Genomic DNA, 20,967 nt, shown 5'->3' on the forward strand with positions numbered 1-20,967 from the left:
CCCGGCGTATTCAGACCGCCTCCGCCCCGGCAAATCGCTGCAGCGCCGCACCGTCAAGCCGGTAGCGCACCCATTCATTCAGGGGCAACGCATCAATACTTTGGTAAAAATCTTTGGCCGACTGATCCCAGTTCAGGGTACTCCATTCAATCCGGCCATACTGCCGCTGTACCGCCTGCCGGGCGATAAACTGCAGCAACGCTTTTCCGGCCCCCAGACCGCGATAGTCGGGAGAGAAATAGAGATCCTCCAGGTTAAACCCACTGCGTCCCAGCCAGGCGGAATAGCTGACTGAGACCACAGCAAAGCCCGCCATCACACCGCCCATTTCGCAGATAAAAGCTTCGGTATTGCCCGCCGGATCAAACAGCGTCCTGCCAAGCGCCTCTGCACTGGTCAGCGGCGGCGGCAGTCCATGCCCGTACACCGATAATCCGGCAATCATACCGTAGACAGACTCTGCATCTTCGGGGGTGGCCTTGCGAACCGAAATAGCCATAGCGCGATCACTTACTTATTGGGATTGATGAGCATCAGCATAATCGGTAATCTTCGATGAATTAAGTGCAATATAATCAATAGCGGATGAATTTCATGCACCCTATTTTGCGGCGGCTGGATTTAAATCTCCTGCCCGTTTTTGACGCGGTATACCGGCATCGCTCCGTGAGACTGGCTGCGGTTGAGCTGTCGATGAGCACCTCTGCCCTGAGTCATGCCCTTTCCAGACTGCGGGAGTTTCTGCAGGACCCGCTGTTTTTTCGCGACGGACACAAAATGAGTCCCAGCGTTTACGCGTGCCAGCTGGCCCCTCACATTGCTCAGAATCTGGCGGCGCTTAACCACTATCTCTGCCCGGCAGAAGCCTTTGACCCGGCGACCAGCGAGGTCACGTTCAACATCGCCGTGACGGACTATACGGCTTTCTGCGTGTTTCCCCGCCTGATGCAGATGCTACAACATGAGGCTCCAGGCCTGAGTTTCGAACTCTGCCATTTGCCGCATAACCCAGCGCTCAACGAACTGCTTGCCGGGGAAATGGATATGGCTCTGAGCTTCAGCGAGCCGGGTGAAAGGGGGCACCCCGATCTGGAAGAAACGGATTTATTCAGCGACGAGTTTGTGGTGGTGAGCGATGCGCGGCGTGACAGCCTCACGCTGGAAGCGTATCTGGCCGCCGGACATCTGGTGGTGACGCCGTGGAATGAAAAACAGGGGCTGCTGGACACGCACCTGACCCGGCTGGGCCTGAAGCGCAAAATTGCCATCAGGACCCCCTCAATGATGGGGGCCCCGTTTATCATCGCCGACAGCCCGCTGCTGATGGCGATCCCCTCATATGTTGCGTCCATCTTCGCCCCGGCCGCAGGACTGAAAATATTCAAACTCCCCTTTGCCGCCCCGCCCTTTACCGTAAAGATCTTCTCGCACAGGCGCAGCGCCAAAAGAGAACCCACCGAGTGGATTAAAGCAAAGATCGTCAGCGCCTTTGACGGGGGGCTCGCCTGAACCGGGCGGTAACCCGCCCGGAAAGCGTTTTATTTAAGAGCCAGTGCCGCTTTAATGGTATAGAACAGATCGGTCTGATCGGTCAGTCCCACCACGTTGGCCGCATGCGGGCCGTAAGCCGCAATGCGCAGCTGCGTGCCGGTGTGCCCCTGAGAGTCTTCCTCTGAGTTACCGTAGCTGAGGGTCATTGGGCTGCCATCTTTGGTGATCAGCGTCTGCGTCAGGCCGGGTGCTTTGCTGTCGTTGGCAATAATCTGGCTGGAGTGCGCATGGTCAGCAGTCACAATCACCAGCGTATTGCCATCTTTGCGTGCAAACGCCAGTGCTTTCTGCACCGCTTCATCCAGATCGACGGTTTCCCCTATCTGACCACACGGGTTGGCAGCATGGTCCTGCTTATCGATAGACGCCCCTTCCACCTGCAGGAAGAAGCCCTTCTCCTGGCGGTCCAGCAGCGAAATCGCTTTCTCCGTCATCTGCGCCAGTGTCGGGGTTGAGGCCGGACGCTCTGCATTTACTTCACAGGTAATGGGTTTACCGTCGAGGTTGCCGTGATAAGTGGCTTTCGGCCCTTTCCAGCGTACCGGCATATTGCCGTCGGCAAACAGGCCCAGGACCGGCTTAGCGTCACTGGCTTCGGTCAGCGCGTTCATGCCGTCCAGATCGTTCACCCACTGATAGCCACGCAGTTTTGCCTGCTCCTCCAGCGTTTTACCCTGCCACTCCCCTGCTTTTGCGGTTTCGGCGAAGGTTTTGCCACCGCCGCCCAACGTCACATCGGCGCGGGCGTTCAGCAGCTGCTCGGCAATGGAGCCCTTCCCGCCTTTTTCCAGCGCGTTGCTGGCACAGAGTTCACTGGTTTTTACCGGGCCATAACACTTACGCGAGGTGACATGGGCAATCTGCGCAGCCGGGGTGGCATCTTCCAGTTCGGCGGTAGAAACATTGCCCGTGGCTTTACCGGCCGCTTTGGCCAGCTCCAGCAGCGAGGGATAATCCTTTCCGTTCACATCCACGCCAATCGCACCATTATAGGATTTTACGCCGGTGGCCCAGGCGGTCGCTGACGCAGCAGAGTCAGTCACGTAGTCCGGTTTATGGGTTTTCTTATCCAGCGAGTAGTGGGTGTACTGCCCGGTCAATGGCAAGGCATCAATCCCTTTAAAGAAGCCGCCTGCGCCCTCTGCATAGTTACGCGCTGCGGTAATTTCCGAATCGCCCATGCCATCACCAATCAGCAGAATGACATTTTTCGCTGTGCTGTTGCTCAGTGACGCTTTAAGCGCTTCGGTCTGATCTTCGGTAAGGCGTCTTGCCCCGCCAGGCTGAGTAATATCCCCCTGGGCGGCACGATGATAGGTGGCAATATCCGCCACGGCGGAAGAGCAGATCAGGGATGTCAGCAGGGAAAGAGCAAAAGCTTTATGTTTCATTTTGGGCGATCTCCATGAATAAATTTAACTTAATGTTTCCAGGCGTCAGTCTGCGATACAACTATTTCATTTTCGTGTCAGCAGGATGACCATCAGGTTTCACGGGCGATCGTCATAACGGGCTGTTTTCTCTGATTGCTCATGGGTTAAGCGAATAGAACCACAGGGAAAAATACTGCTTGACCCATTAACCGCGACTGCCTATAGTAGCGCCCCGTTGCCCCCTGCGGGTGACAGCAGTAAAAATATGGTGAGGTGTCCGAGTGGCTGAAGGAGCACGCCTGGAAAGTGTGTATACGGCAACGTATCGAGGGTTCGAACCCCTCTCTCACCACCATATTTCAAGAGAATGCCTGAGCGAAAGTTCAGGCATTTTTTTTGCCTGTGGCACGGCCAGAGAGGGCGTGAAGAACCCTCGCAAGGGGTCGACAAAACGGCAGGACAGCCGTTTTGCACAGCCGCAGGCTGCCCGCAGACCTGCGATGCCGTGTCGTGCCGTACAAAATGTGATCGGCCGCACAAACGGGTTACTGGATTGTCCTCACCTTCACTATTCTTAGCACCTTGCGCCACTCTTAATCCCAACCAGGTTACCCCATGAATGAAGTCACTCAACTGCTGAAAAGCCATCGCAGCGATCGCAGCTACCTTGATAAACCTATTGATGATGCCGTGCTGGAAGACATCATAGAAACGGCCTGGCGTGCGCCCACATCCGTTAACTCGCAGCAGGTCTCTCTGGTGGTGGTTCGTGACGCCGCCACGCGCGCCCGCATTGCCGAAATTGCCGGCGGCCAGCCGTGGATCGCCCAGGCTCCAGTGTTCATCACCTTCGTACTGGATATGTATAAAAGCCAGCTGGGTATTGAAGCAGAAGGAAAATCGCAGATTGCTCATGAAAGCCTGGAGAGCCTGATTTCCGGGGCCACCGATATCGGTATTGCCCTGGGTGCGGTGATGACCGCTGCCCGCTCTCACGGCCTTGGCGTGGTGCCTATCGGCGGTATCCGTCGTCAACCGCAGGCCATGGTCGAACTGCTTAACCTGCCCGACCTGACGTTCCCGGTCGCCGGCGTGGTACTGGGTTATATTGACCAGCCGGCCGTACAGAAGCCGCGCATGTCGCTGGCGGGTTTCCGCCATCACGAGCGTTACGACGCGGCGATCCTGCCAGACGTCATCAAGGCCTATAACCAGGTGCTGGTCGCTCACTGGCAGAGCACCGGGCGCGAGGATGGCGATAACTGGGGTAACAATACCGCCAGCTATTACCAGAATATTTATTTCCCGGACGTTCAGCCCGCTATCCTGCAGCAGGGCTTTGGCATCGATAAATAAGCATAAAAAAAGCCCGGCATGCGCCGGGATTTTGTCTGCATAAACGGGTATTAGCTGTAAGCCTGCAGCGCGCGCTGGCAAAGTTCGGAACGCACGCAATCCTCTTTATCAAAACGCACGACGCCAATCATCTCATCCTCCTCAAAGCGCGCCATCGCGTCGCTGAGGCCGGACTTCACATGAGCCGGTAAGTCACACTGGGTAATATCCCCGTTGACGATGACCGTGACGTTTTCCCCAAGTCGGGTTAAGAACATTTTCATTTGGGCGGCGGTGACGTTTTGCGCCTCATCCAGAATCACCACGGCGTTCTCGAATGTGCGGCCGCGCATGTAAGCAAAGGGGGCGATCTCCACTTTGCCAATCTCAGGCCGCAGGCAGTACTGCATAAAGGACGAACCCAGACGTTTAACCAGAACGTCATAGACCGGCCGGAAGTACGGCGCAAATTTCTCAGAGATATCCCCGGGAAGGAATCCCAGATCCTCATCCGCCTGCAATACCGGACGCGTAACAATAATCCTGTCGACATCCTTATGTATCAGGGCCTCAGCGGCTTTTGCCGCGCTGATCCAGGTTTTACCGCAGCCTGCTTCGCCGGTGGCGAAAATCAGTTTTTTATTTTCTATGGCATGGAGATAGTGCGCCTGAGCTTCATTTCTGGCTTCAATGGCCGAGTGGTCGCGCGTATCGCGTGCCATGCCAATCGAATCCAGCCCACCCATATGCACCAGCGAGGTGACCGACTCTTCTTCACGCTGACGGTGACTGCGTGAATCGCTACGAAGCACACGTTTTGCTTCACGACGCGCTTTGATCACTGCTTTCTGTCTTCCCATAGTGGCACCTTACAGTTGGTTTCATTTCCCGCATCCGTTATGTCGATGCGATTACGTGAACGCTTTAGAGGTCGTGGCTTCCTTTTAAGCCTTGTCTGGCCGTTGAAACGAATGCACTCCAGAACACATGTCTGTTGAACACCGGAAAGGGTTAAAGGAATGGAAACGCCGTTGAGTTGTAAAAGAAGAGAAAGCTGAAGAGGAAATGTATTCCCCGCAAAGTTTTGCGAAATGAGACTTTTGATAAAACGATCCGGTAAAGGATTTCTGCATTCGCTATCTCCAGAGTGGAAAACTATATGCGAAAATCAACAGCAAATTCATATTCTTCATATTAGCTAAAAATTGCAACACTTTTTTTAACGTTATTATTACACTTGTATGAAAGCGTTTTAGATCATCATATTAGCTACAGGAATTTATTTTTATGGCGGCGGTTTTTTGACGTGATTGAGTGTTTTTTAACCAGAGAGGTTTTATTGATGTCAACGCACAGGGGATGAGGTCAGGGTAAAGAGAGCGGATTAAGATTAATCCGCTAAATACAATCAGGCTTCGAGCAATCCCTGGGCCAGGAAGTGCTGTGCATCCGGCACGCCGGGTAGCACAAAGAAATATCCCCCGCCAATCGGTTTTATATATTCTTCCAGCGCTTCGCCATTGAGACGTTTCTGCACGGTAAGAAAACCTTTTTCTAAATCGTGCTGATAACAGACAAACAGCAGACCCATTTCCAGTTGTCCGGCGTTAGACACCCCCAGGGAATAACTGTACCCCCGGCGCAGCATCAGGCTGCTTTGTGTTTCCGGTGTGCGCGGGTTAGCCAGACGAATATGGGCATCCATCGGGATGACATCGCCGTCGGGATCGCGGGTATAGTCCGGGACATCGTGCTCATGATACATACCCAGCGGCGCACCGCTGTGTTTCTCCCGGCCAAATATTGTCTGCTGTTCACGCAGCGGCGTGCGGTCCCAGAACTCGACGTGAAACTGAATGATGCGCGTCGCCTGATAGCTGCCGCCCACTGCCCACGCCGGTTCGCCCTGCCCTTTGCTAACCCACAGGATGTTGTCCATCAGGCGATCATCGCTGCTGTCCGGGTTAGCCGTGCCATCCTTAAACCCCAGCAGGTTGATCGGCGTCTCTTTGCCCCGGCTGCGTGCAGCATGGTCAGAGATGAAGCCCTCCCGCCGCCAGCGCACGCTGAGCAGATCCGGTGAATGCTTGATAATATCGCGCAGCGCGTGGATCACGGTGTCATTGGTGTTGGCGCAGATCTGCAACAGCAGATCGCCGTGGCACAGACTGGCGTCCAGCGAGTCATTCGGGAAGCGCGTCATCCGCTGCAGTTTCAGCGGCTTGAGTGCAGCCAGACCAAAACGTTCGTCAAACAGTGAGCTTCCCACCGACACGGTAATCGTCAGATTATCCGGGTAAATATCATCGCCCAGAATGCCTGAGTCCATCGGCGGCAGCTGCGGGTTGGTCACCAGCGGCGCTTTACCGCCGGTGGTGAGAAACGCAATGCGGTCGGTTAACAGCCTGAAAAGACGCACCAGATCGGCTTTGTCACTGGCCAGCACATCAAAGGCGACCAGCATCATTGCCGCCTGCTGCGGGGTGGTGATCCCCGCCTGGTGCGCACCATAAAACGGCTGGCGTTCCTGGCGGGCACCCGGAGACAGCGTGCCCGGGGAGGACGTTTTCTCGTCGACCTCGGCATGAGCCGGGCATCCGCCCGCCAGTGCCAGGGCACCGCTGAGGATGCCCATCCCTTTCAACAAGCGCCGGCGTGACGCCAGCGCTACATCATCAACAGGTTTTGCCATGTGTGCTTAATCCAGACCCAGCGTACCGCGCAGCATCGCCAGGTCTTCGGCCAGTGCCGTAATCGGACCTTTCAGCGCCGTGCGGTCAGCATCGGTTAATTTATCGTAAGACTCATAGCCATCTTTGGTCCGGTACTTCGCCAGAATGGTATCCACCTTCCTGAAGTTACCGTCCACTTTCGCCAGCAGCTGCGGATTCGCTTTCTGCACCAGCGGACGCAGCAGGTTAACAATTTTCTGTGCGCCATCAACGTTGGCCTGGAAATCCCACAGGTCAGTGCGGCTGTAGCGATCTTCCTCACCTGAGATCTTGCTGGAAGCCACTTCCTCAATCAGACCGGCGGCACCGCCCACCACTTTACCCGGCGGGAACGCCAGCTCACTGATGCGGGTCTGCAGCTCCAGCACATTTTTGTACAGCTGGTCAGCATACTTATCCAGCCCTTGAGTGGTGTGGTCGGCGAACAGGACTTTTTCTAAACGGTGGAAGCCGGTGAAGTTCGGGTCTTCTGCTTTCTTCTCAAAGTCGTCCTCACGGGCATCAATCGCCCCGTCCAGGTCAGAGAACAGCTCGGCAATCGGCTCGATACGCTCATAGTGCTGGCGGGTCGGGGCGAACAGGGCTTTGGCTTTTTCCACATCGCCCGCTTTTACCGCATCGGTAAAGGCTTTCGTTCCGGCGACCAGCTGTTCCACTTCTTTGGTGACATACAGCTTATAGTCGGCAATCGGGCCTACCAGCTGCAGCACATCCGGCTTGCCGTCATTGACTTTGCTGCCGCTGGCTTTGACGATCAGCTTACCTTTCGGGTTGCTCAGCAGGCCACAGGTCATATCGTATTCACCCGCTTCCAGGTTCGCCGTCATCTTCTGCGTAAAGCCCGGCGCGATATTTTCACGCTCTTCGACCACCATCACCCCTTTCAGGATCTCCCACTCCAGCCCTTTCTGGCTGTTGTTTTTGATGATGAACTGCGTTTTACCCGCATCAACCGTCAGGGACATCGGTTCACACTGCTTGTCGTTTACGCTGACGTTGACCTGCGGAATATCCGCAGCCAGCGCAGCGCCGGAGGTGGTCAGCGCCGCCAGCAGGGCAGCATTCAGTGCCTGACGGCGAAAATGAGTGGTCATAGGGTCATCCCAGTCTAAGTGTTATAAGCGGCAGGTCGGTGACCTGCCCGGCCAGATTCAGCGCGTGGTGCGCGCAGAGGGTGCAACGGTTCGCGCAGGCATCATAAACAGCAGCAGCGCGGGAACGAGATAGATAAACCAGACGGCCACTTCGCTCACGCTTGGGGCTTCCTGATAGCCCAGCAGCCCTTCCAGCAGGGTGCCGAAGACGCTGTGCGTGGTCAGGGTGTGGCTGAAGTCAAACGCCACCGACTGGAAATGGTTCCACAGACCGGCCTCGTGGAAGGCCCGTATTGCCCCCGCGGCCAGCCCGGCGGCGACAAAAATGATAAACAGGCTGGTCCATTTAAAGAAGCTGGCCAGGTTCAGGCGTACGCCCCCCCAATAGATCAGCATGCCCAGTACCACGGCCGTGGCGAGGCCCAGCATCGCCCCCAGCGGCGGCGCATAACCGACATCCTGCTGGAAAGCGGCCAGCAGGAAGAATACGGATTCCAGGCCTTCACGCGCCACGGCGAGAAACACCATCATGACCAGCGCCCAGCCGCTGCTGTTGCCCTTTTGTAATGCGCTGTCGACGGCATCTTCGAGCTGGGCTTTCACATTGCGCGACACCTTACGCATCCAGAACACCATCCAGGTGAGGATCACCACGGCGACCACGGCCACCAGCCCTTCAAACAGCTCCTGCTGTTTCTGCGGGAATTCTCCGGTGGTTTCATTGATAAACCAGCCGAGAGCAAGGCACAGGGCCGCCGCCACAAAAACGCCCGTCCACATGGCCGGAAACCACTGGCTGCGCTGCGTCCGCTTCAGATAGCTGGCGATCAGGCTGACAATCAGCGCCGCCTCCAGCCCTTCACGTAACATAATCAGAAACGGGACAAACATGCCTGACACCTCAAATGTGAAACCCGGTCAATTTCAGTAAAGATAAGTAAAATAAGAACGATATCGATTATCATTATCGGCTAAGGAAATACAAGATGGCGCGGGCTTATTTTCGCGTTTTGCGGGGGGTAAAATTTAAGCAAATGTAACCCAGTGGGGCCAACAACCTGTTGGCCCGGTAAATTAATCTTCGATTCAGAAGGTCAGGGCCTCTTTGACCTGAAACGCCTCGTTCTTATAGGTCAGCGTCAGAATACACGCCGCCTCACAGGGCGGAGGCAGATAGCCTGGCATGCGCTTGCTAAGAAAAGCGTCCAGTATCAGCGGATGGGTAAAGACCGCGACCCGTCCCTGACTGTGTTCGTACTGATAGCCGATCTGTGACAACACCTCATCTAACCGCGCTGCGGCCACCTCACCGCGTTCTCCCTGCTCTGCAGGGACAGCATTGATCCTTTTACCCGGGGAAAACAGCGGCTCTGCCGCGCTGAGGGTGCGCAGTGTGGCTATCTTTTCTGCTTCCCACGGCCCGAGGAACAGTTCATTTAGTCGTTTATCCTGAACTACCTGCTGGTGGTGCGATAACATGACTGCCTGCGATGTTTTCACCGCCCTGCCCAGTTCACTGCTCCAGGCCCCGATAAACGCCATCTTTTGCAGATGTTCAGCCAGACGCTGGTTGGCCCGATCGCCGGCCGCTGAAAAATCAGAATCAGAGGTTCCCTCCATGACACCCGACTGCTTCAGCCGGGTGAGGGAATTGACCACGACCGTCATTTCCAGCGGTGCCAGTGCGGCCGCCTTCAGGTAACCGGATTGCAGCAAGGCCGTATTATTAAAATCGACCAGCCTGAACGCCCCCTTTCGCCACTCCAGCACCGATACACTGGTGTTTGCCAGACCCGATAACGGCTGGTCTGGCCGGTACTTTTGCAGATAAAATGCCATCGAAGAGTGTGCGGCAACCAGAATATTGCCACTTTCTCCCCTGTGCTGCCGGGCAATAGCACGCAAAGCGCTCTCGAAGCGATGAGAGAAAACCGCCATATTTTCCGCCTGCACCGGAGAGACAAAATCAACATCATCTGGGCGGCCAAAGTAGAAGGCAAAATCATTACCGGAATGACCAAACTGTGCGGTCAGATCATCAATGCGCCCCCCTTCCGCCGCCCCCCAGGAGATGTCCTTCAGTCCATCAATCTGCGTCACTGCTATATTACGGTCGCGCAGGATCAGGGTTGCCGTCTGGAATGCCCTGCCAAAGGTACTGCTGTAAGCAGCAATAAACGGAATGTCAGCCAGTCCCAGTCCGAGGCTGCTGGCATCATAACGTCCTTTCGCCGTGAGTTCGGCATTGCCGCCTCCGCCAATTGTCATCGCTTTACTATTGGACAGGGTCTGCCCGTGGCGCACCAGATAGAAACGCAGCACGCCATCGTCCTCAGTATTCTTCGGTGCTGCACAGGTCAGTAAGGGCAGAATAAGGAGCACTGCTGACAGCAGGCTGCGGTTCAACGCGTTAAATCCATTTCTCATGAGAGAACTCCGTGTAGTGATTGAGACGTTCACTGCGGAGTGTAGGAATAAAAGCGCCCTGTCAGCCTTGAGCGGTTTGCCACTTATTCGTTAATGCTGGCAGAATCTGATGGGTCGACACGGGCTGAGGCGGAAAAAGGGAAAAACGGGGATCAGAGGAAAAGATCCGCTGGCACCGGGCGGTACCAGCGGACAGGAACGGCCTTAGTCGGCCTGGTATTCCGCTTCAGCGGCATCAAATCGCTGCTGTGCAGCGGCAGATGGCGCTTTGCCGAACAGGCTGAATACCACAATGGCAATGCTGGCGAACAGGAAGCCCGGGATGATCTCGTAGAGATCCAGCCAGCCCCACTGCTTCCAGACCAGCACCGTCACGGCACCGACGATCATACCGGCCAGTGCGCCGTTGCGCGTCATGCGCTTCCACACCAGTGACAGCAGCACCACCGGTCCAAATGCCGCACCGAAACCGGCCCAGGCGTAGCTCACCAGACCCAGCACGCGGTTGTCCGGATTTGACGCCAGAGCAATAGCAATGGCCGCCACCAGCAGTACCATCATACGCCCTACCCACACCAGCTCGCGCTGGCTGGCACCTTTACGCAGGAAGTTCTTATACAGATCTTCCGTCAGGGCGCTGGAGCACACCAGCAGCTGGCAGCTCAGGGTCGACATCACCGCTGCCAGAATGGCCGACAGCAGCACACCGGCAATCCACGGGTTGAACAGAATGCGGGTCAGTTCAATAAAGATACGCTCGCTGTTCTGCGACACCTCACCTGCCTGCTCCACATGGTTCTGGAAGTAGGCGATACCAAAGAAGCCCACGGCCACGGCACCGGCCAGGCACAGGATCATCCAGGTCATCCCGATACGGCGGGCGGTTCGAATTGAGCGGTGAGAGTCTGCCGCCATAAAGCGCGCCAGGATATGCGGCTGACCGAAGTAACCCAGGCCCCAGCCCAGCAGGGAAATAATGGCCACAATGTTGAGGTTTTTCAGCATATCGACGTTCTCGATGCTCTTCGCCCTGATGACGGTCATCGCATCATCCAGGCCACCGACGGCCAGAATAACCATCACCGGCGTCAGGATCAGTGCGAAAATCATCAGCGTCGCCTGCACCGTATCGGTCCAGCTGACCGCGAGGAAACCGCCAACAAAGGTGTAGACAATAGTCGCCGCCGCACCGGCCCACAGGGCGGTTTCATAGCTCATGCCGAAGGTGCTTTCGAACAGGCGTGCGCCAGCCACCACGCCGGAGGCGCAGTAGATAGTGAAGAACACCAGGATCACCAGCGCGGAGATCACCCGCAGCAGCTTGCTGGTGTCTTCAAAGCGGCTGGAGAAGTAGTCCGGCAGGGTCAGGGCATTGTCGTGATGTTCGGTCTGCACGCGCAGCCGCCCGGCGACAATTTTCCAGTTCAGGTAGGCCCCGAGAGTCAGGCCGATGGCAATCCAGCTTTCGGAGATACCGGACAGGAAGATCGCCCCCGGCAGGCCCATCAGCAGCCAGCCGCTCATGTCTGACGCACCCGCAGAGAGCGCGGTGACAAAGCTGCCCAGACTGCGGCCACCCAGAATATAGTCGTCAAAGTTTTTCGTTGAACGGTAAGCGATGAAACCAATCAACACCATGCCGAGAATATAAATACAAAATGTCACCATCATTGGCGTACTTACAGTCATTCAGGTTCTCCACTTATTATTAGTTTCCACAGCGGGAGGCTGCATAGGCGGCACTTGCCGGAACGTAGCAAAGGCGCGCACTGGGTCTGGCATCCAGCCGGGGGCGGTATCCTGCCGTAAACGGCTGTGTGGCACAAACGATTTAACACAGCTTGCACATTCATTTCACCAGGTTGTTACGACTAATTGCTGGCAGGTTGCACTGCATCACATTTCATCGGGTTGCACCCGCACAACAACCTTATTAAAACCAGGGCTTGCAGGGTTAATTCACACCTGGCGGGATTCTTGCAGCAATATCCATGCCGCTTTTTTGGCGTTAACAAAAAGGCAGTTTTAAAGAATGAGGATAGGGTCACATTTAACGAGGTTGCACAAAGTTGCAACATCAGTGATATTGCATCCTGTCATTTGTTATCCACTGATTCAGGAGCTGTAAGGCATGGGCACAACTACCATGGGCGTGAAACTGGACGACGCAACGCGCGACCGGATTAAACAGGCCGCGCTACAGATCGATCGTACGCCGCACTGGCTGATTAAGCAGGCGATCTTCAACTATCTGCAACAGATTGAGCAGGGAGCCGCGCTGGCTGAAATCCCGGCCGGTGCCGCCACGGTAGAAAGCGACGAACGCCCGCAGGACGAGGCGCACCAGCCATTCCTCGACTTTGCCGAGCAGATCCTGCCGCAGTCGGTGGCCCGCGCTGCCATCACCTCGGCCTGGCGTCGCCCGGAACCCGAAGCGGTGCCGATGCTGCTGGAGCAGGCCCGTTTACCGCAGGCGCTGGCCGAGCCGACGCACCGCCTTGCCTGGCAGCTGGCCGATAAGCTACGGCACCAGAAAGGGGCAGGCGGCCGCGCCGGCATGGTGCAAAGCTTGCTGCAGGAGTTCTCACTCTCCTCTCAGGAAGGGGTGGCACTGATGTGCCTGGCGGAAGCCCTGCTGCGTATTCCCGACAAGCCGACGCGGGATGCACTGATCCGCGATAAGATCAGCAACGGTAACTGGCACTCCCACCTGGGCCGCAGCCCATCGATGTTTGTCAACGCGGCCACCTGGGGCCTGCTGTTTACCGGTCGTCTGGTGGCCACGCATAACGAAGCCAACCTGTCGCGCTCGCTTAACCGCATTATCGGTAAAAGCGGCGAACCGCTGATCCGCAAAGGGGTGGATATGGCGATGCGGCTAATGGGTGAGCAGTTTGTCACCGGGGAAACCATTGCCGAAGCGCTGGCCAATGCCCGCAAGCTGGAAGAGACCGGTTTCCGCTACTCCTACGATATGCTTGGTGAAGCCGCGCTGACCGCGCAGGATGCCAAAGCCTACCTGGTCTCCTACCAGCAGGCGATCCATGCCATAGGTAAAGCCTCCAACGGACGCGGTATTTATGAAGGCCCGGGCATCTCTATTAAACTGTCCGCCCTGCACCCCCGCTACAGCCGCGCGCAGTACGAACGCGTAATGGAAGAGCTGTATCCGATCCTGAAATCCCTCACGCTGCTGGCGCGCAGCTATGACATCGGTATTAATATTGATGCCGAAGAAGCCGACCGCCTGGAGCTGTCGCTCGACCTGCTGGAAAAACTCTGCTTCGAGCCGGAACTGGAAGGCTGGAACGGCATCGGCTTCGTCATCCAGGCCTATATGAAACGCTGCCCGATGGTCATCGACTATCTGACCGATCTTGCCCAGCGCAGCCGCCGCCGCCTGATGATCCGCCTGGTAAAAGGCGCGTACTGGGACAGCGAAATCAAACGCGCCCAGACTGAAGGGCTGGAAGGCTATCCGGTTTACACCCGTAAGGTGTATACCGATATCTCCTATCTCGCCTGCGCCCGCAAGCTGCTGGCGGTACCAAACCTGATTTATCCGCAGTTCGCCACCCATAACGCCCATACTCTCGCGGCGATTTATCAGCTGGCGGGCAACAACTACTATCCGGGACAGTATGAGTTCCAGTGCCTGCACGGGATGGGTGAGCCGCTGTACGAACAGGTGGTGGGGAAAGTCGCCGACGGCAAGCTGAATCGCCCGTGCCGTATCTATGCCCCGGTGGGCACGCATGAAACACTGCTGGCCTATCTGGTTCGCCGCCTGCTGGAAAACGGTGCGAACACCTCGTTTGTCAACCGCATTGCCGATGCCACCCTGCCGCTGGACGAGCTGGTCGCCGATCCGGTCGCCGCCGTGGAAGCGCTGGCGCGCAGCGAAGGCGCGGTCGGCCTGCCGCACCCAAAAATTCCGTTACCGCGCGCGCTGTACGGTGAGCACCGGCAGAACTCCGCCGGGCTGGACCTGGCGAATGAACATCGCCTGGCCTCGCTGTCCAGCGCCCTGCTTAACAGCGCCAGCCAGAGCTGGCAGGTGCAGCCGGTCATCGATGCCCCGCTGGCTTCGGGTGAAAGCAGCCCGGTGATCAATCCGGCGGAGCCGGGCGACGTGGTCGGCTACGTCCGCAGCGCCACCGCAGACGAGGTGTCGGCTGCCCTGGATGCGGCGGTTAGCGTCGGCCCGATCTGGTTCGCCACCCCACCGCAGGAGCGCGCCGCTATTCTGGAGCGCGCGGCGGTAATGATGGAAGGCCAGATGCAGAGCCTGATTGGCATTCTGGTGCGTGAAGCCGGTAAGACCTTCAGTAACGCCATTGCGGAGGTGCGCGAGGCGGTGGACTTCCTGCACTATTACGCGGGCCAGGTGCGCGATGATTTTGACAATGAAACCCACCGCCCGTTAGGCCCGGTGGTGTGCATCAGCCCGTGGAACTTCCCGCTGGCCATCTTTAGCGGCCAGATCGCGGCCGCCCTGGCCGCCGGTAACAGCGTACTGGCCAAACCGGCGGAACAGACCCCGCTGATTGCCGCCCAGGCCGTGGCTATCCTGCATGAAGCAGGCGTCCCCGTAGGCGCACTGCAGCTACTGCCAGGCACGGGTGAAACCGTGGGGGCGCAGCTGGTTCAGGACGAGCGCGTACGCGGCGTGATGTTTACCGGATCCACTGCCGTCGCCACGCTACTGCAGCGCAACCTGGCCGGACGTCTTGACCCGCAGGGCCGCCCGACGCCACTGGTGGCGGAAACCGGCGGCATGAATGCGATGATTGTTGACTCCTCTGCACTGACCGAACAGGTAGTGACGGATATCGTGGCCTCTGCCTTCGACAGCGCCGGACAGCGCTGCTCTGCCCTGCGCCTGCTGTGCGTACAGGACGACGTGGCCGAACATACGCTGAAAATGCTGCGCGGCGCGATGGCCGAGTGCCGTATGGGTAACCCGGAGCGCTTCTCTACCGATATTGGCCCGGTGATCGATGCCGAGGCCAGAGAAGGCATTGAGCAGCATATTGAGTCGATGCGCAGTAAGGGCTTCACCGTATTCCAGGCGGCACAGCCGCAGGCCCCGGGCCGTCGTGAATGGCAGACCGGCACCTTTGTGATGCCAACGCTGATTGAGCTGAATAAAGTGGAAGATCTCGACAAAGAGATCTTCGGTCCGGTGCTGCACGTGGTGCGCTACGCCCGCAACACGCTGCCGCAGGTCATCGATCAGATCAACGCTTCCGGCTACGGCCTGACGCTGGGCGTGCATACCCGCATTGATGAAACTATCCATCAGGTGGTACAGAAGGCCCACGTTGGTAACCTCTACGTGAACCGGAACATGGTCGGGGCCGTGGTGGGCGTGCAGCCGTTCGGTGGCGAAGGCCTGTCGGGTACCGGGCCGAAAGCCGGAGGACCGCTCTACCTGTATCGTCTGCTGTCACACCGCCCGGACAATGCGCTGAGTGTCACCCTTAACCGCCAGGATAAAGAGCGCCCGGTGGATGCGGCTCTGCGACCGGCCCTGCTGGCAGCGCATCAGGCGCTGAGTGAGTGGGCCGCCGACCGCCCGGACCTGGCGGCCTGCTGCGCGCGCTTTGCCGAACTGGGCCAGGGGGGCACCGTGCGCCTGCTGCCTGGTCCAACGGGCGAACGCAACACCTTCGCCCTGCTGCCGCGTGAGCGGGTGCTGTGCCTGGCAGATAACGAGCAGGATGCGCTGGTCCAGCTGGCTGCAGTCACCGCAGTGGGCAGTCATGCGCTATGGTCTGACGATGAGTTGCACCGCAGCCTGTGGCAACAGCTGCCGGCACAGGTTCAGCAGCGGATTGCCTTTGCCGCACAGCCGCTGGAAAACCGTACCGTTGACGCGGTGATTTACCACGGCGATGCTGACCAGCTGCGCGACCTCTGTCAGGCCGTGGCCGCCCGCGACGGCGCGATTATTTCCGTACAGGGCTTTGCCCGTGGGGAGACCAATCTGCTGCTGGAACGCCTGCTGCTGGAACGTTCACTGAGCGTCAATACGGCCGCTGCAGGCGGAAATGCCAGTCTGATGACCATCGGCTGACACAGCAAAACGGCCCGTCAGGGCCGTCCTCTGGCGGAAGGTATCCGCGCCAACCGGGCTGCCCTCATTATTGCGGGCAGCCTTTTTTATTGCCCTCAGGCATGTGCCCGCTGGCGATCGACCTCTGTCCCCGGCATTCTGTCGCGATCACCATACAGGGTGAAGTCGAAATCAATCGAGAAGAATGGCCGGGTCAGTTTTTTCACGGCCAGCGCCCCGGCCGCTGTGATTTTATGTACCTTCGGTACCAGCCCTTCCCGGCTGGCAAAGGCAAAATCATCCCACAGATACTCATCGCCATCGATATTGATTTGGGTGGTGAGCATCCGGCAGCCCTGAGCCCGGATAAAAAAGTGAATATGGGCCGGCCGGCGGCCATGACGCCCCAGCCTGCTCAGCAGCTGCTGGGTGGGGCCTTCCGGTGGACAGCCGTACCCCGCAGGCATGATGGTACGCAACTGGTAACGGCCGTTATCGTCGGTCATGATAGTCCGCCGCAGGTTGAATGAGGGCTGGCTCTTATCAAAATAGGAGTAGTTACCGAGGGTATTGGCGTGCCAGACCTCGACGCTGGCACGCGGCAGCGGCTTGCCCTCTTCATCACGTACGGTGCCCTGCATAAACAGCACCTCGCCTTTCTCCTCCTCCGTGCCGTCGTCCAGCCGCGCAAAGCCGTGGTACACCGGCGCGCCGGAGACATACAGCGGCCCTTCAATGGTGCGCGGCGTCCCGCCCTGTAACCCGGCCCGGACTTCTGCCTCATCCGAGCGGATATCAATAAACCGTTCCAGCCCCAGCCCGGCGGCCAGCAGGCCCATCTCATGAGCCATACCGCAGTCGGCCAGATACTCCAGCCCTTTCCACACTTCACCGGGCTGCAGGTCCAGATCCTCGATGGCGTTAAACAGGTCAGTGAGCAGGCGGACCGTCACCTGCTGCACACGGGGATTGACCTCTCCTCTGGCCGTTTTAACAATAAAACGCTGAACCAGTATGCCGATTTCTTGCTTGTCCATAGTGCAACTCCCTTTCAGGTTGTTATACCTCCTGTTGCCGGTGAAGCAGGGCGCGGCTCTGCGGCCGCAGACAGGGGGCAGTAGGGTACAGTTAGCGGGTGCGCTAGCGATCGTCCTCGCGGACCGAAGACGGATGCCGGGACAGCGGGATCACCTGAATCTGCATCCAGGGAAAAAGCGGCAGCGTGGAAAGTAACTGATGCAGCTCCTCCACGGACGCCACGTCAAACAGGCTGATGTTGGAATACTGCCCGGCGATGCGCCACAGATGACGCCACTGGCCGCTGGCCTGCAAAGCCTGTGCCCGCGCCTTCTCTTCGGCTTTTAAGGACGCCACCTCTCGCTGCGGCAGGGCGTGGGGCAGGCAGACGTCCATTCTGACGTGAAACAACATAAGTCACTCCTTCTCTCATCGGCGACGCAGTGCCGCCACTTTGTCGGTGTCAATATCAATGCCCAGCCCCGGGCCGGCAGGAACCTGCAGCATAAAGTCGCGCCAGACCATCGGCGTGGTCAGAATGTCCTCCGTCAGCAGCAGCGGCCCGAACAGTTCGGTGCCAAACGTCATTTCGCTGAAGGTGGAAAACAGATGTGCCGATGCGGCCGTACCCGGTGCCCCCTCCAGCATGGTGCCGCCGTACAGGGCGATACCGTGCAGGCGGGCAATATCAGCGACCTGGCGGGCGGCCGTCAGCCCTCCTGACTGGCTGATCTTGACGGAAAATACGTCTGCTGCCGCCCGGCTGGCCAGCGTCAGGGCATCCTGCGGGCCGTTCAGGGCCTCGTCAGCGATGATCGGTAGGCTGAAGCGGCGCGCAAGCCGCCCCAGTCCGGCGTGATTTTCCGCCCGGATCGGCTGCTCAACGGCGGCAATGCCGGCGGCTTCCAGTGCGGCCATTCCCTGCTCCGCCTCCCGCTCGTCCCAGGCCTGATTGACATCCACCCGCAGGCAGGCCTGCTCCCCCAGTGCCCGCCGGACAGCCAGCACGTGGGCAACATCGGCACTGACATCGCGCAGGCCGATTTTGAGTTTGAAAATACGATGCCGCCGCAGATCCAGCATTTTCTGCGCCTCGGCAATATCTTTGCCGGTATCGCCGCTGGCCAGCGTCCAGGCCACCGGCAGCGCTTCGTGCATGCGCCCTCCCAGCAGCTCGCTGAGCGGGATATTCAGCCGCCGGGCCTGCGCATCCATCAGCGCCGTTTCCAGCGCACATTTGGCAAAGCGGTTGCCCTTCACCGCGCGTTCCAGACGGGCCATCGCCGGGGCGACCCGTTGCGCATCCTGACCAATCAGCAGCGGTGCCAGCCAGCCGTCAATATTGGCCTTGATGCTTTCCGGGCTCTCTTCGCCATAGCTCAGACCGCCGATGGTGGTCGCCTCGCCCCAGCCGGTGATCCCGTCGTCGCAGACCATGCGCACCAGTACCAGGGTCTGCACCTTCATGGTGGTCATTGACAGGCGATGCGGGCGGATGGCGGGCACGTCTAATAACAGGGTTTCCACGGAGTCAATGATCATATTTTTTGTCCAACAGCCGGGTCAGTTTGCCATGAAGATGACCCTATACCGTCCTGTAAAAAGGCGTCCAACACCCATTTCAACTGATCTTCATACCCGGAAGGTATCGCCATGGAACTGCGCCACTTACGCTATTTTGTAGCCGTTGCAGAAGAGAAAAACTTCAGCCGGGCGGCCCTGCGCCTGCATATCAGCCAGCCGCCGTTAAGCCGCCAGATACGCCAGCTGGAAGACGATCTCGGGGCGGAGCTGTTTGTCCGGGCATCGCGTCCGCTGGCGCTGACCGGGGCAGGACGGTTTTTCTATTATCACGCCGTGCAGTTACTTGCCGGGGCGCGGGAGCTGAAGGCGATGACCCGGCGCATCGGCCAGCCCGGACGCACGCTCACCCTCGGGGTGGCCGCCTCAACGCTGTACGGCCTGCTGCCGCCGATCCTGCAGCGCTTTCGTGCCGATCTGCCGCAGGTGGCCCTTCATCTGCAGGAGACGGCAGCCGCTGAACAGGGGCTGGCGCTGAAAGACGGGGTTATCGACGTCGGGTTTGGTCGCCACTGTGACGGTGATACAGGGCTGCGGCAGATCACTCTGCGCCAGGAACCGCTGATGGTGGCGATGACGCATCACCACCCGCTGGCCGGCGCAGCGGCGTTAACCTTGCACGATTTGCGGAGGGACACTCTGCTGGTCTGCCCGCAGGCACCGCAGCCGGGTCCGGCTGACCCGCTGCTGCAGGCCTGCCGTGCTAACGCGTTTGCACCAGGCCGTATTGTCGAAGTTGCCGGATTTCAGCTTGCCCTCGCACTGGCTGCCGCCGGCGAGGGCGCCGCGCTGGTCCCGGCGTGCCTTCAGAACCTGCAGCGCGATGCGGTGGTTTACCGGCCGCTGGCGGAGCCTGAACTGTTTTCACCGGTGGTGATGAGCACCCGCCAGCAGGACCGGTCAGAGGATATTTCCCGGCTTCTGCGCCTGATTTACCAGCTGTATGAGGAGCGCAATATCCCCTATATCAGACCTGCGGGGGGGTAACGCCCCCAGGCCTGTGATGCCCTGCGCGACACTTCGCTCTTTTCGCCCTTGCTGACAATTTTTTCATCTCATAAGTTGGCCCCTGTCAACATTGTCTGCCTGCTCAGGAATAAACATGATCGACAAAAGCTGCTCTTCTGCTGACGCTGCCGTCGCAGATATCCAGGATAACGCCACCGTGATGATCGGCGGTTTTGGCCCCGCCGGCCAGCCCTGCTCGCTGCTGGATGCCCTTGTCCGCCGCCGCCCCCGCGGGCTGACGCTGATCAGCAATAACGCGGGTAACGGCGACCACGGGCTGGCCGCCCTGCTCAACGCGGGCTGTGTGCGAAAAATGGTCTGCTCTTTCCCGCGCCAGCCGGACTCGTGGGTGTTTGACCGCCTTTACCGCCGGGGCGACATCGACCTGGAACTGGTACCGCAGGGTAACCTGGTGGCCCGTATCCAGGCAGGGGGGGCCGGCCTGGGCGGGATATTCACCCCCACTGGCGTGGGCACCGCACTGGCGACAGGCAAGGAAGTGCGCGACATTGCCGGACGTCAGTACGTCTTTGAACTGCCGCTGCGGGCCGACTATGCGCTGATACGCGCGGAGTGCGCCGACCGCTGGGGAAACCTGACATTCAATAAAGCCGCCCGTAATTTTAATCCGATTATGGCCATGGCGGCCGACTGCACCATCGCGGAAACCCACCATCAGGTGCCGCTGGGGTCGCTGGATCCGGAGGCGGTCGTCACCCCCGGCATTTTTGTACAACGCGTGGTGGTCGCCTCCCGGTCGCTGCCCGCTGCCACAGAAGGACACCCCTGAA

General features: G+C 58.5%; 16 protein-coding genes and 1 tRNA gene. 6 read left to right on the plus strand and 11 right to left on the minus strand.

Annotated features, from left to right (window positions below; translation table 11 throughout):
* Positions 1-10 precede the first annotated feature (10 nt).
* Positions 11-499, minus strand: a complete 489-nt coding sequence (locus IFU29_RS03305) for a GNAT family N-acetyltransferase (RefSeq protein WP_191932647.1) — start codon at positions 497-499, stop codon at positions 11-13.
* Between the two features lie 86 nt (positions 500-585).
* Here IFU29_RS03305 and IFU29_RS03310 point away from each other — a divergent pair, with 86 nt between their 5' ends.
* Entirely contained in the window at positions 586-1,509 is a 924-nt protein-coding gene (locus IFU29_RS03310; protein WP_191932648.1) for a LysR family transcriptional regulator, read from the plus strand.
* 29 nt (positions 1,510-1,538) lie between these two features.
* Here IFU29_RS03310 and phoA read toward each other — a convergent pair whose 3' ends face one another.
* Positions 1,539-2,942: an alkaline phosphatase gene (gene phoA, locus IFU29_RS03315; RefSeq protein ID WP_191932649.1), complete on the minus strand. Its 1,404-nt coding sequence runs from the start codon at positions 2,940-2,942 to the stop codon at positions 1,539-1,541.
* A 249-nt stretch (positions 2,943-3,191) separates the two neighbouring features.
* Between phoA and IFU29_RS03320 the strand changes: the two genes are divergently transcribed.
* Together IFU29_RS03320 and IFU29_RS03325 are read left to right on the plus strand one after the other, a co-directional pair.
* Positions 3,192-3,279 (plus strand) — tRNA-Ser (locus IFU29_RS03320).
* A 260-nt stretch (positions 3,280-3,539) separates the two neighbouring features.
* Positions 3,540-4,280, plus strand: a complete 741-nt coding sequence (locus IFU29_RS03325) for an NADPH-dependent oxidoreductase (protein WP_191932650.1) — start codon at positions 3,540-3,542, stop codon at positions 4,278-4,280.
* Between the two features lie 50 nt (positions 4,281-4,330).
* Here the strand turns inward: IFU29_RS03325 and phoH are convergent, their stop codons facing one another.
* The 6 genes from phoH to putP form a co-directional block, all read right to left on the minus strand.
* Positions 4,331-5,119, minus strand: a complete 789-nt coding sequence (gene phoH / locus IFU29_RS03330; protein ID WP_191932651.1) for a phosphate starvation-inducible protein PhoH — start codon at positions 5,117-5,119, stop codon at positions 4,331-4,333.
* 548 nt (positions 5,120-5,667) lie between these two features.
* Positions 5,668-6,951, minus strand: a complete 1,284-nt coding sequence (efeB, locus tag IFU29_RS03335) for an iron uptake transporter deferrochelatase/peroxidase subunit (RefSeq protein WP_191932652.1) — start codon at positions 6,949-6,951, stop codon at positions 5,668-5,670.
* A 6-nt stretch (positions 6,952-6,957) separates the two neighbouring features.
* Entirely contained in the window at positions 6,958-8,085 is a 1,128-nt protein-coding gene (gene efeO, locus IFU29_RS03340) for an iron uptake system protein EfeO (protein ID WP_191932653.1), read from the minus strand.
* A 57-nt stretch (positions 8,086-8,142) separates the two neighbouring features.
* On the minus strand, positions 8,143-8,976 hold the full coding sequence (gene efeU, locus IFU29_RS03345) for an iron uptake transporter permease EfeU (RefSeq protein WP_191932654.1): 834 nt from the start codon (positions 8,974-8,976) through the stop codon (positions 8,143-8,145).
* 195 nt (positions 8,977-9,171) lie between these two features.
* Positions 9,172-10,512, minus strand: coding sequence for a histidine phosphatase family protein (locus IFU29_RS03350; protein WP_191932655.1), 1,341 nt, complete (start codon positions 10,510-10,512; stop codon positions 9,172-9,174).
* Positions 10,513-10,716: 204 nt separating this feature from the next.
* Positions 10,717-12,201 carry a sodium/proline symporter PutP gene (putP, locus tag IFU29_RS03355; RefSeq protein ID WP_191932656.1) on the minus strand — a complete coding sequence of 495 codons (1,485 nt, stop codon included), beginning with the start codon at positions 12,199-12,201 and terminating at the stop codon, positions 10,717-10,719.
* Between the two features lie 442 nt (positions 12,202-12,643).
* On the opposite strand from putP, the gene putA reads away from it, so the two are divergent.
* The gene (gene putA / locus IFU29_RS03360; RefSeq protein WP_191932657.1) at positions 12,644-16,591 is read left to right on the plus strand and encodes a trifunctional transcriptional regulator/proline dehydrogenase/L-glutamate gamma-semialdehyde dehydrogenase; all 3,948 of its coding nucleotides are present in this window, start codon (positions 12,644-12,646) and stop codon (positions 16,589-16,591) included.
* Between the two features lie 95 nt (positions 16,592-16,686).
* Here putA and catA read toward each other — a convergent pair whose 3' ends face one another.
* The 3 genes from catA to IFU29_RS03375 form a co-directional block, all read right to left on the minus strand.
* Positions 16,687-17,607 (minus strand): catechol 1,2-dioxygenase, encoded by a 921-nt coding sequence (gene catA / locus IFU29_RS03365; protein ID WP_191932658.1) that lies wholly within the window; start codon positions 17,605-17,607, stop codon positions 16,687-16,689.
* A 103-nt stretch (positions 17,608-17,710) separates the two neighbouring features.
* A complete protein-coding gene (catC, locus tag IFU29_RS03370) occupies positions 17,711-18,001 on the minus strand; it encodes a muconolactone Delta-isomerase (protein ID WP_191932659.1) in 291 nt (96 codons plus the stop codon).
* Between the two features lie 15 nt (positions 18,002-18,016).
* Entirely contained in the window at positions 18,017-19,129 is a 1,113-nt protein-coding gene (locus tag IFU29_RS03375; RefSeq protein ID WP_191932660.1) for a muconate/chloromuconate family cycloisomerase, read from the minus strand.
* A 111-nt stretch (positions 19,130-19,240) separates the two neighbouring features.
* Here IFU29_RS03375 and IFU29_RS03380 point away from each other — a divergent pair, with 111 nt between their 5' ends.
* Together IFU29_RS03380 and IFU29_RS03385 are read left to right on the plus strand one after the other, a co-directional pair.
* The gene (locus tag IFU29_RS03380; RefSeq protein ID WP_191932661.1) at positions 19,241-20,155 is read left to right on the plus strand and encodes a LysR family transcriptional regulator; all 915 of its coding nucleotides are present in this window, start codon (positions 19,241-19,243) and stop codon (positions 20,153-20,155) included.
* Between the two features lie 115 nt (positions 20,156-20,270).
* Complete coding sequence (locus IFU29_RS03385) at positions 20,271-20,966, plus strand: 3-oxoacid CoA-transferase subunit A (RefSeq protein ID WP_191932662.1); 696 nt, start codon at positions 20,271-20,273, stop codon at positions 20,964-20,966.
* Position 20,967: the final 1 nt, after the last annotated feature.

Source organism: Erwinia persicina (genome assembly GCF_014838825.1).
Taxonomy (GTDB): Bacteria; Pseudomonadota; Gammaproteobacteria; order Enterobacterales; family Enterobacteriaceae; genus Erwinia; species Erwinia persicina_A.

Bases quoted from the DNA above. Each gene is read 5' to 3' on its own strand.
- IFU29_RS03305 (WP_191932647.1), bottom strand. From the start codon at position 499: ATGGCTATTTCGGTTCGCAAGGCCACCCCCGAAGATGCAGAGTCTGTC.
- IFU29_RS03310 (WP_191932648.1), top strand. From the start codon at position 586: ATGAATTTCATGCACCCTATTTTGCGGCGGCTGGATTTAAATCTCCTG.
- phoA (WP_191932649.1), bottom strand. From the start codon at position 2,942: ATGAAACATAAAGCTTTTGCTCTTTCCCTGCTGACATCCCTGATCTGC.
- IFU29_RS03325 (WP_191932650.1), top strand. From the start codon at position 3,540: ATGAATGAAGTCACTCAACTGCTGAAAAGCCATCGCAGCGATCGCAGC.
- phoH (WP_191932651.1), bottom strand. From the start codon at position 5,119: ATGGGAAGACAGAAAGCAGTGATCAAAGCGCGTCGTGAAGCAAAACGT.
- efeB (WP_191932652.1), bottom strand. From the start codon at position 6,951: ATGGCAAAACCTGTTGATGATGTAGCGCTGGCGTCACGCCGGCGCTTG.
- efeO (WP_191932653.1), bottom strand. From the start codon at position 8,085: ATGACCACTCATTTTCGCCGTCAGGCACTGAATGCTGCCCTGCTGGCG.
- efeU (WP_191932654.1), bottom strand. From the start codon at position 8,976: ATGTTTGTCCCGTTTCTGATTATGTTACGTGAAGGGCTGGAGGCGGCG.
- IFU29_RS03350 (WP_191932655.1), bottom strand. From the start codon at position 10,512: ATGAGAAATGGATTTAACGCGTTGAACCGCAGCCTGCTGTCAGCAGTG.
- putP (WP_191932656.1), bottom strand. From the start codon at position 12,201: ATGACTGTAAGTACGCCAATGATGGTGACATTTTGTATTTATATTCTC.
- putA (WP_191932657.1), top strand. From the start codon at position 12,644: ATGGGCACAACTACCATGGGCGTGAAACTGGACGACGCAACGCGCGAC.
- catA (WP_191932658.1), bottom strand. From the start codon at position 17,607: ATGGACAAGCAAGAAATCGGCATACTGGTTCAGCGTTTTATTGTTAAA.
- catC (WP_191932659.1), bottom strand. From the start codon at position 18,001: ATGTTGTTTCACGTCAGAATGGACGTCTGCCTGCCCCACGCCCTGCCG.
- IFU29_RS03375 (WP_191932660.1), bottom strand. From the start codon at position 19,129: ATGATCATTGACTCCGTGGAAACCCTGTTATTAGACGTGCCCGCCATC.
- IFU29_RS03380 (WP_191932661.1), top strand. From the start codon at position 19,241: ATGGAACTGCGCCACTTACGCTATTTTGTAGCCGTTGCAGAAGAGAAA.
- IFU29_RS03385 (WP_191932662.1), top strand. From the start codon at position 20,271: ATGATCGACAAAAGCTGCTCTTCTGCTGACGCTGCCGTCGCAGATATC.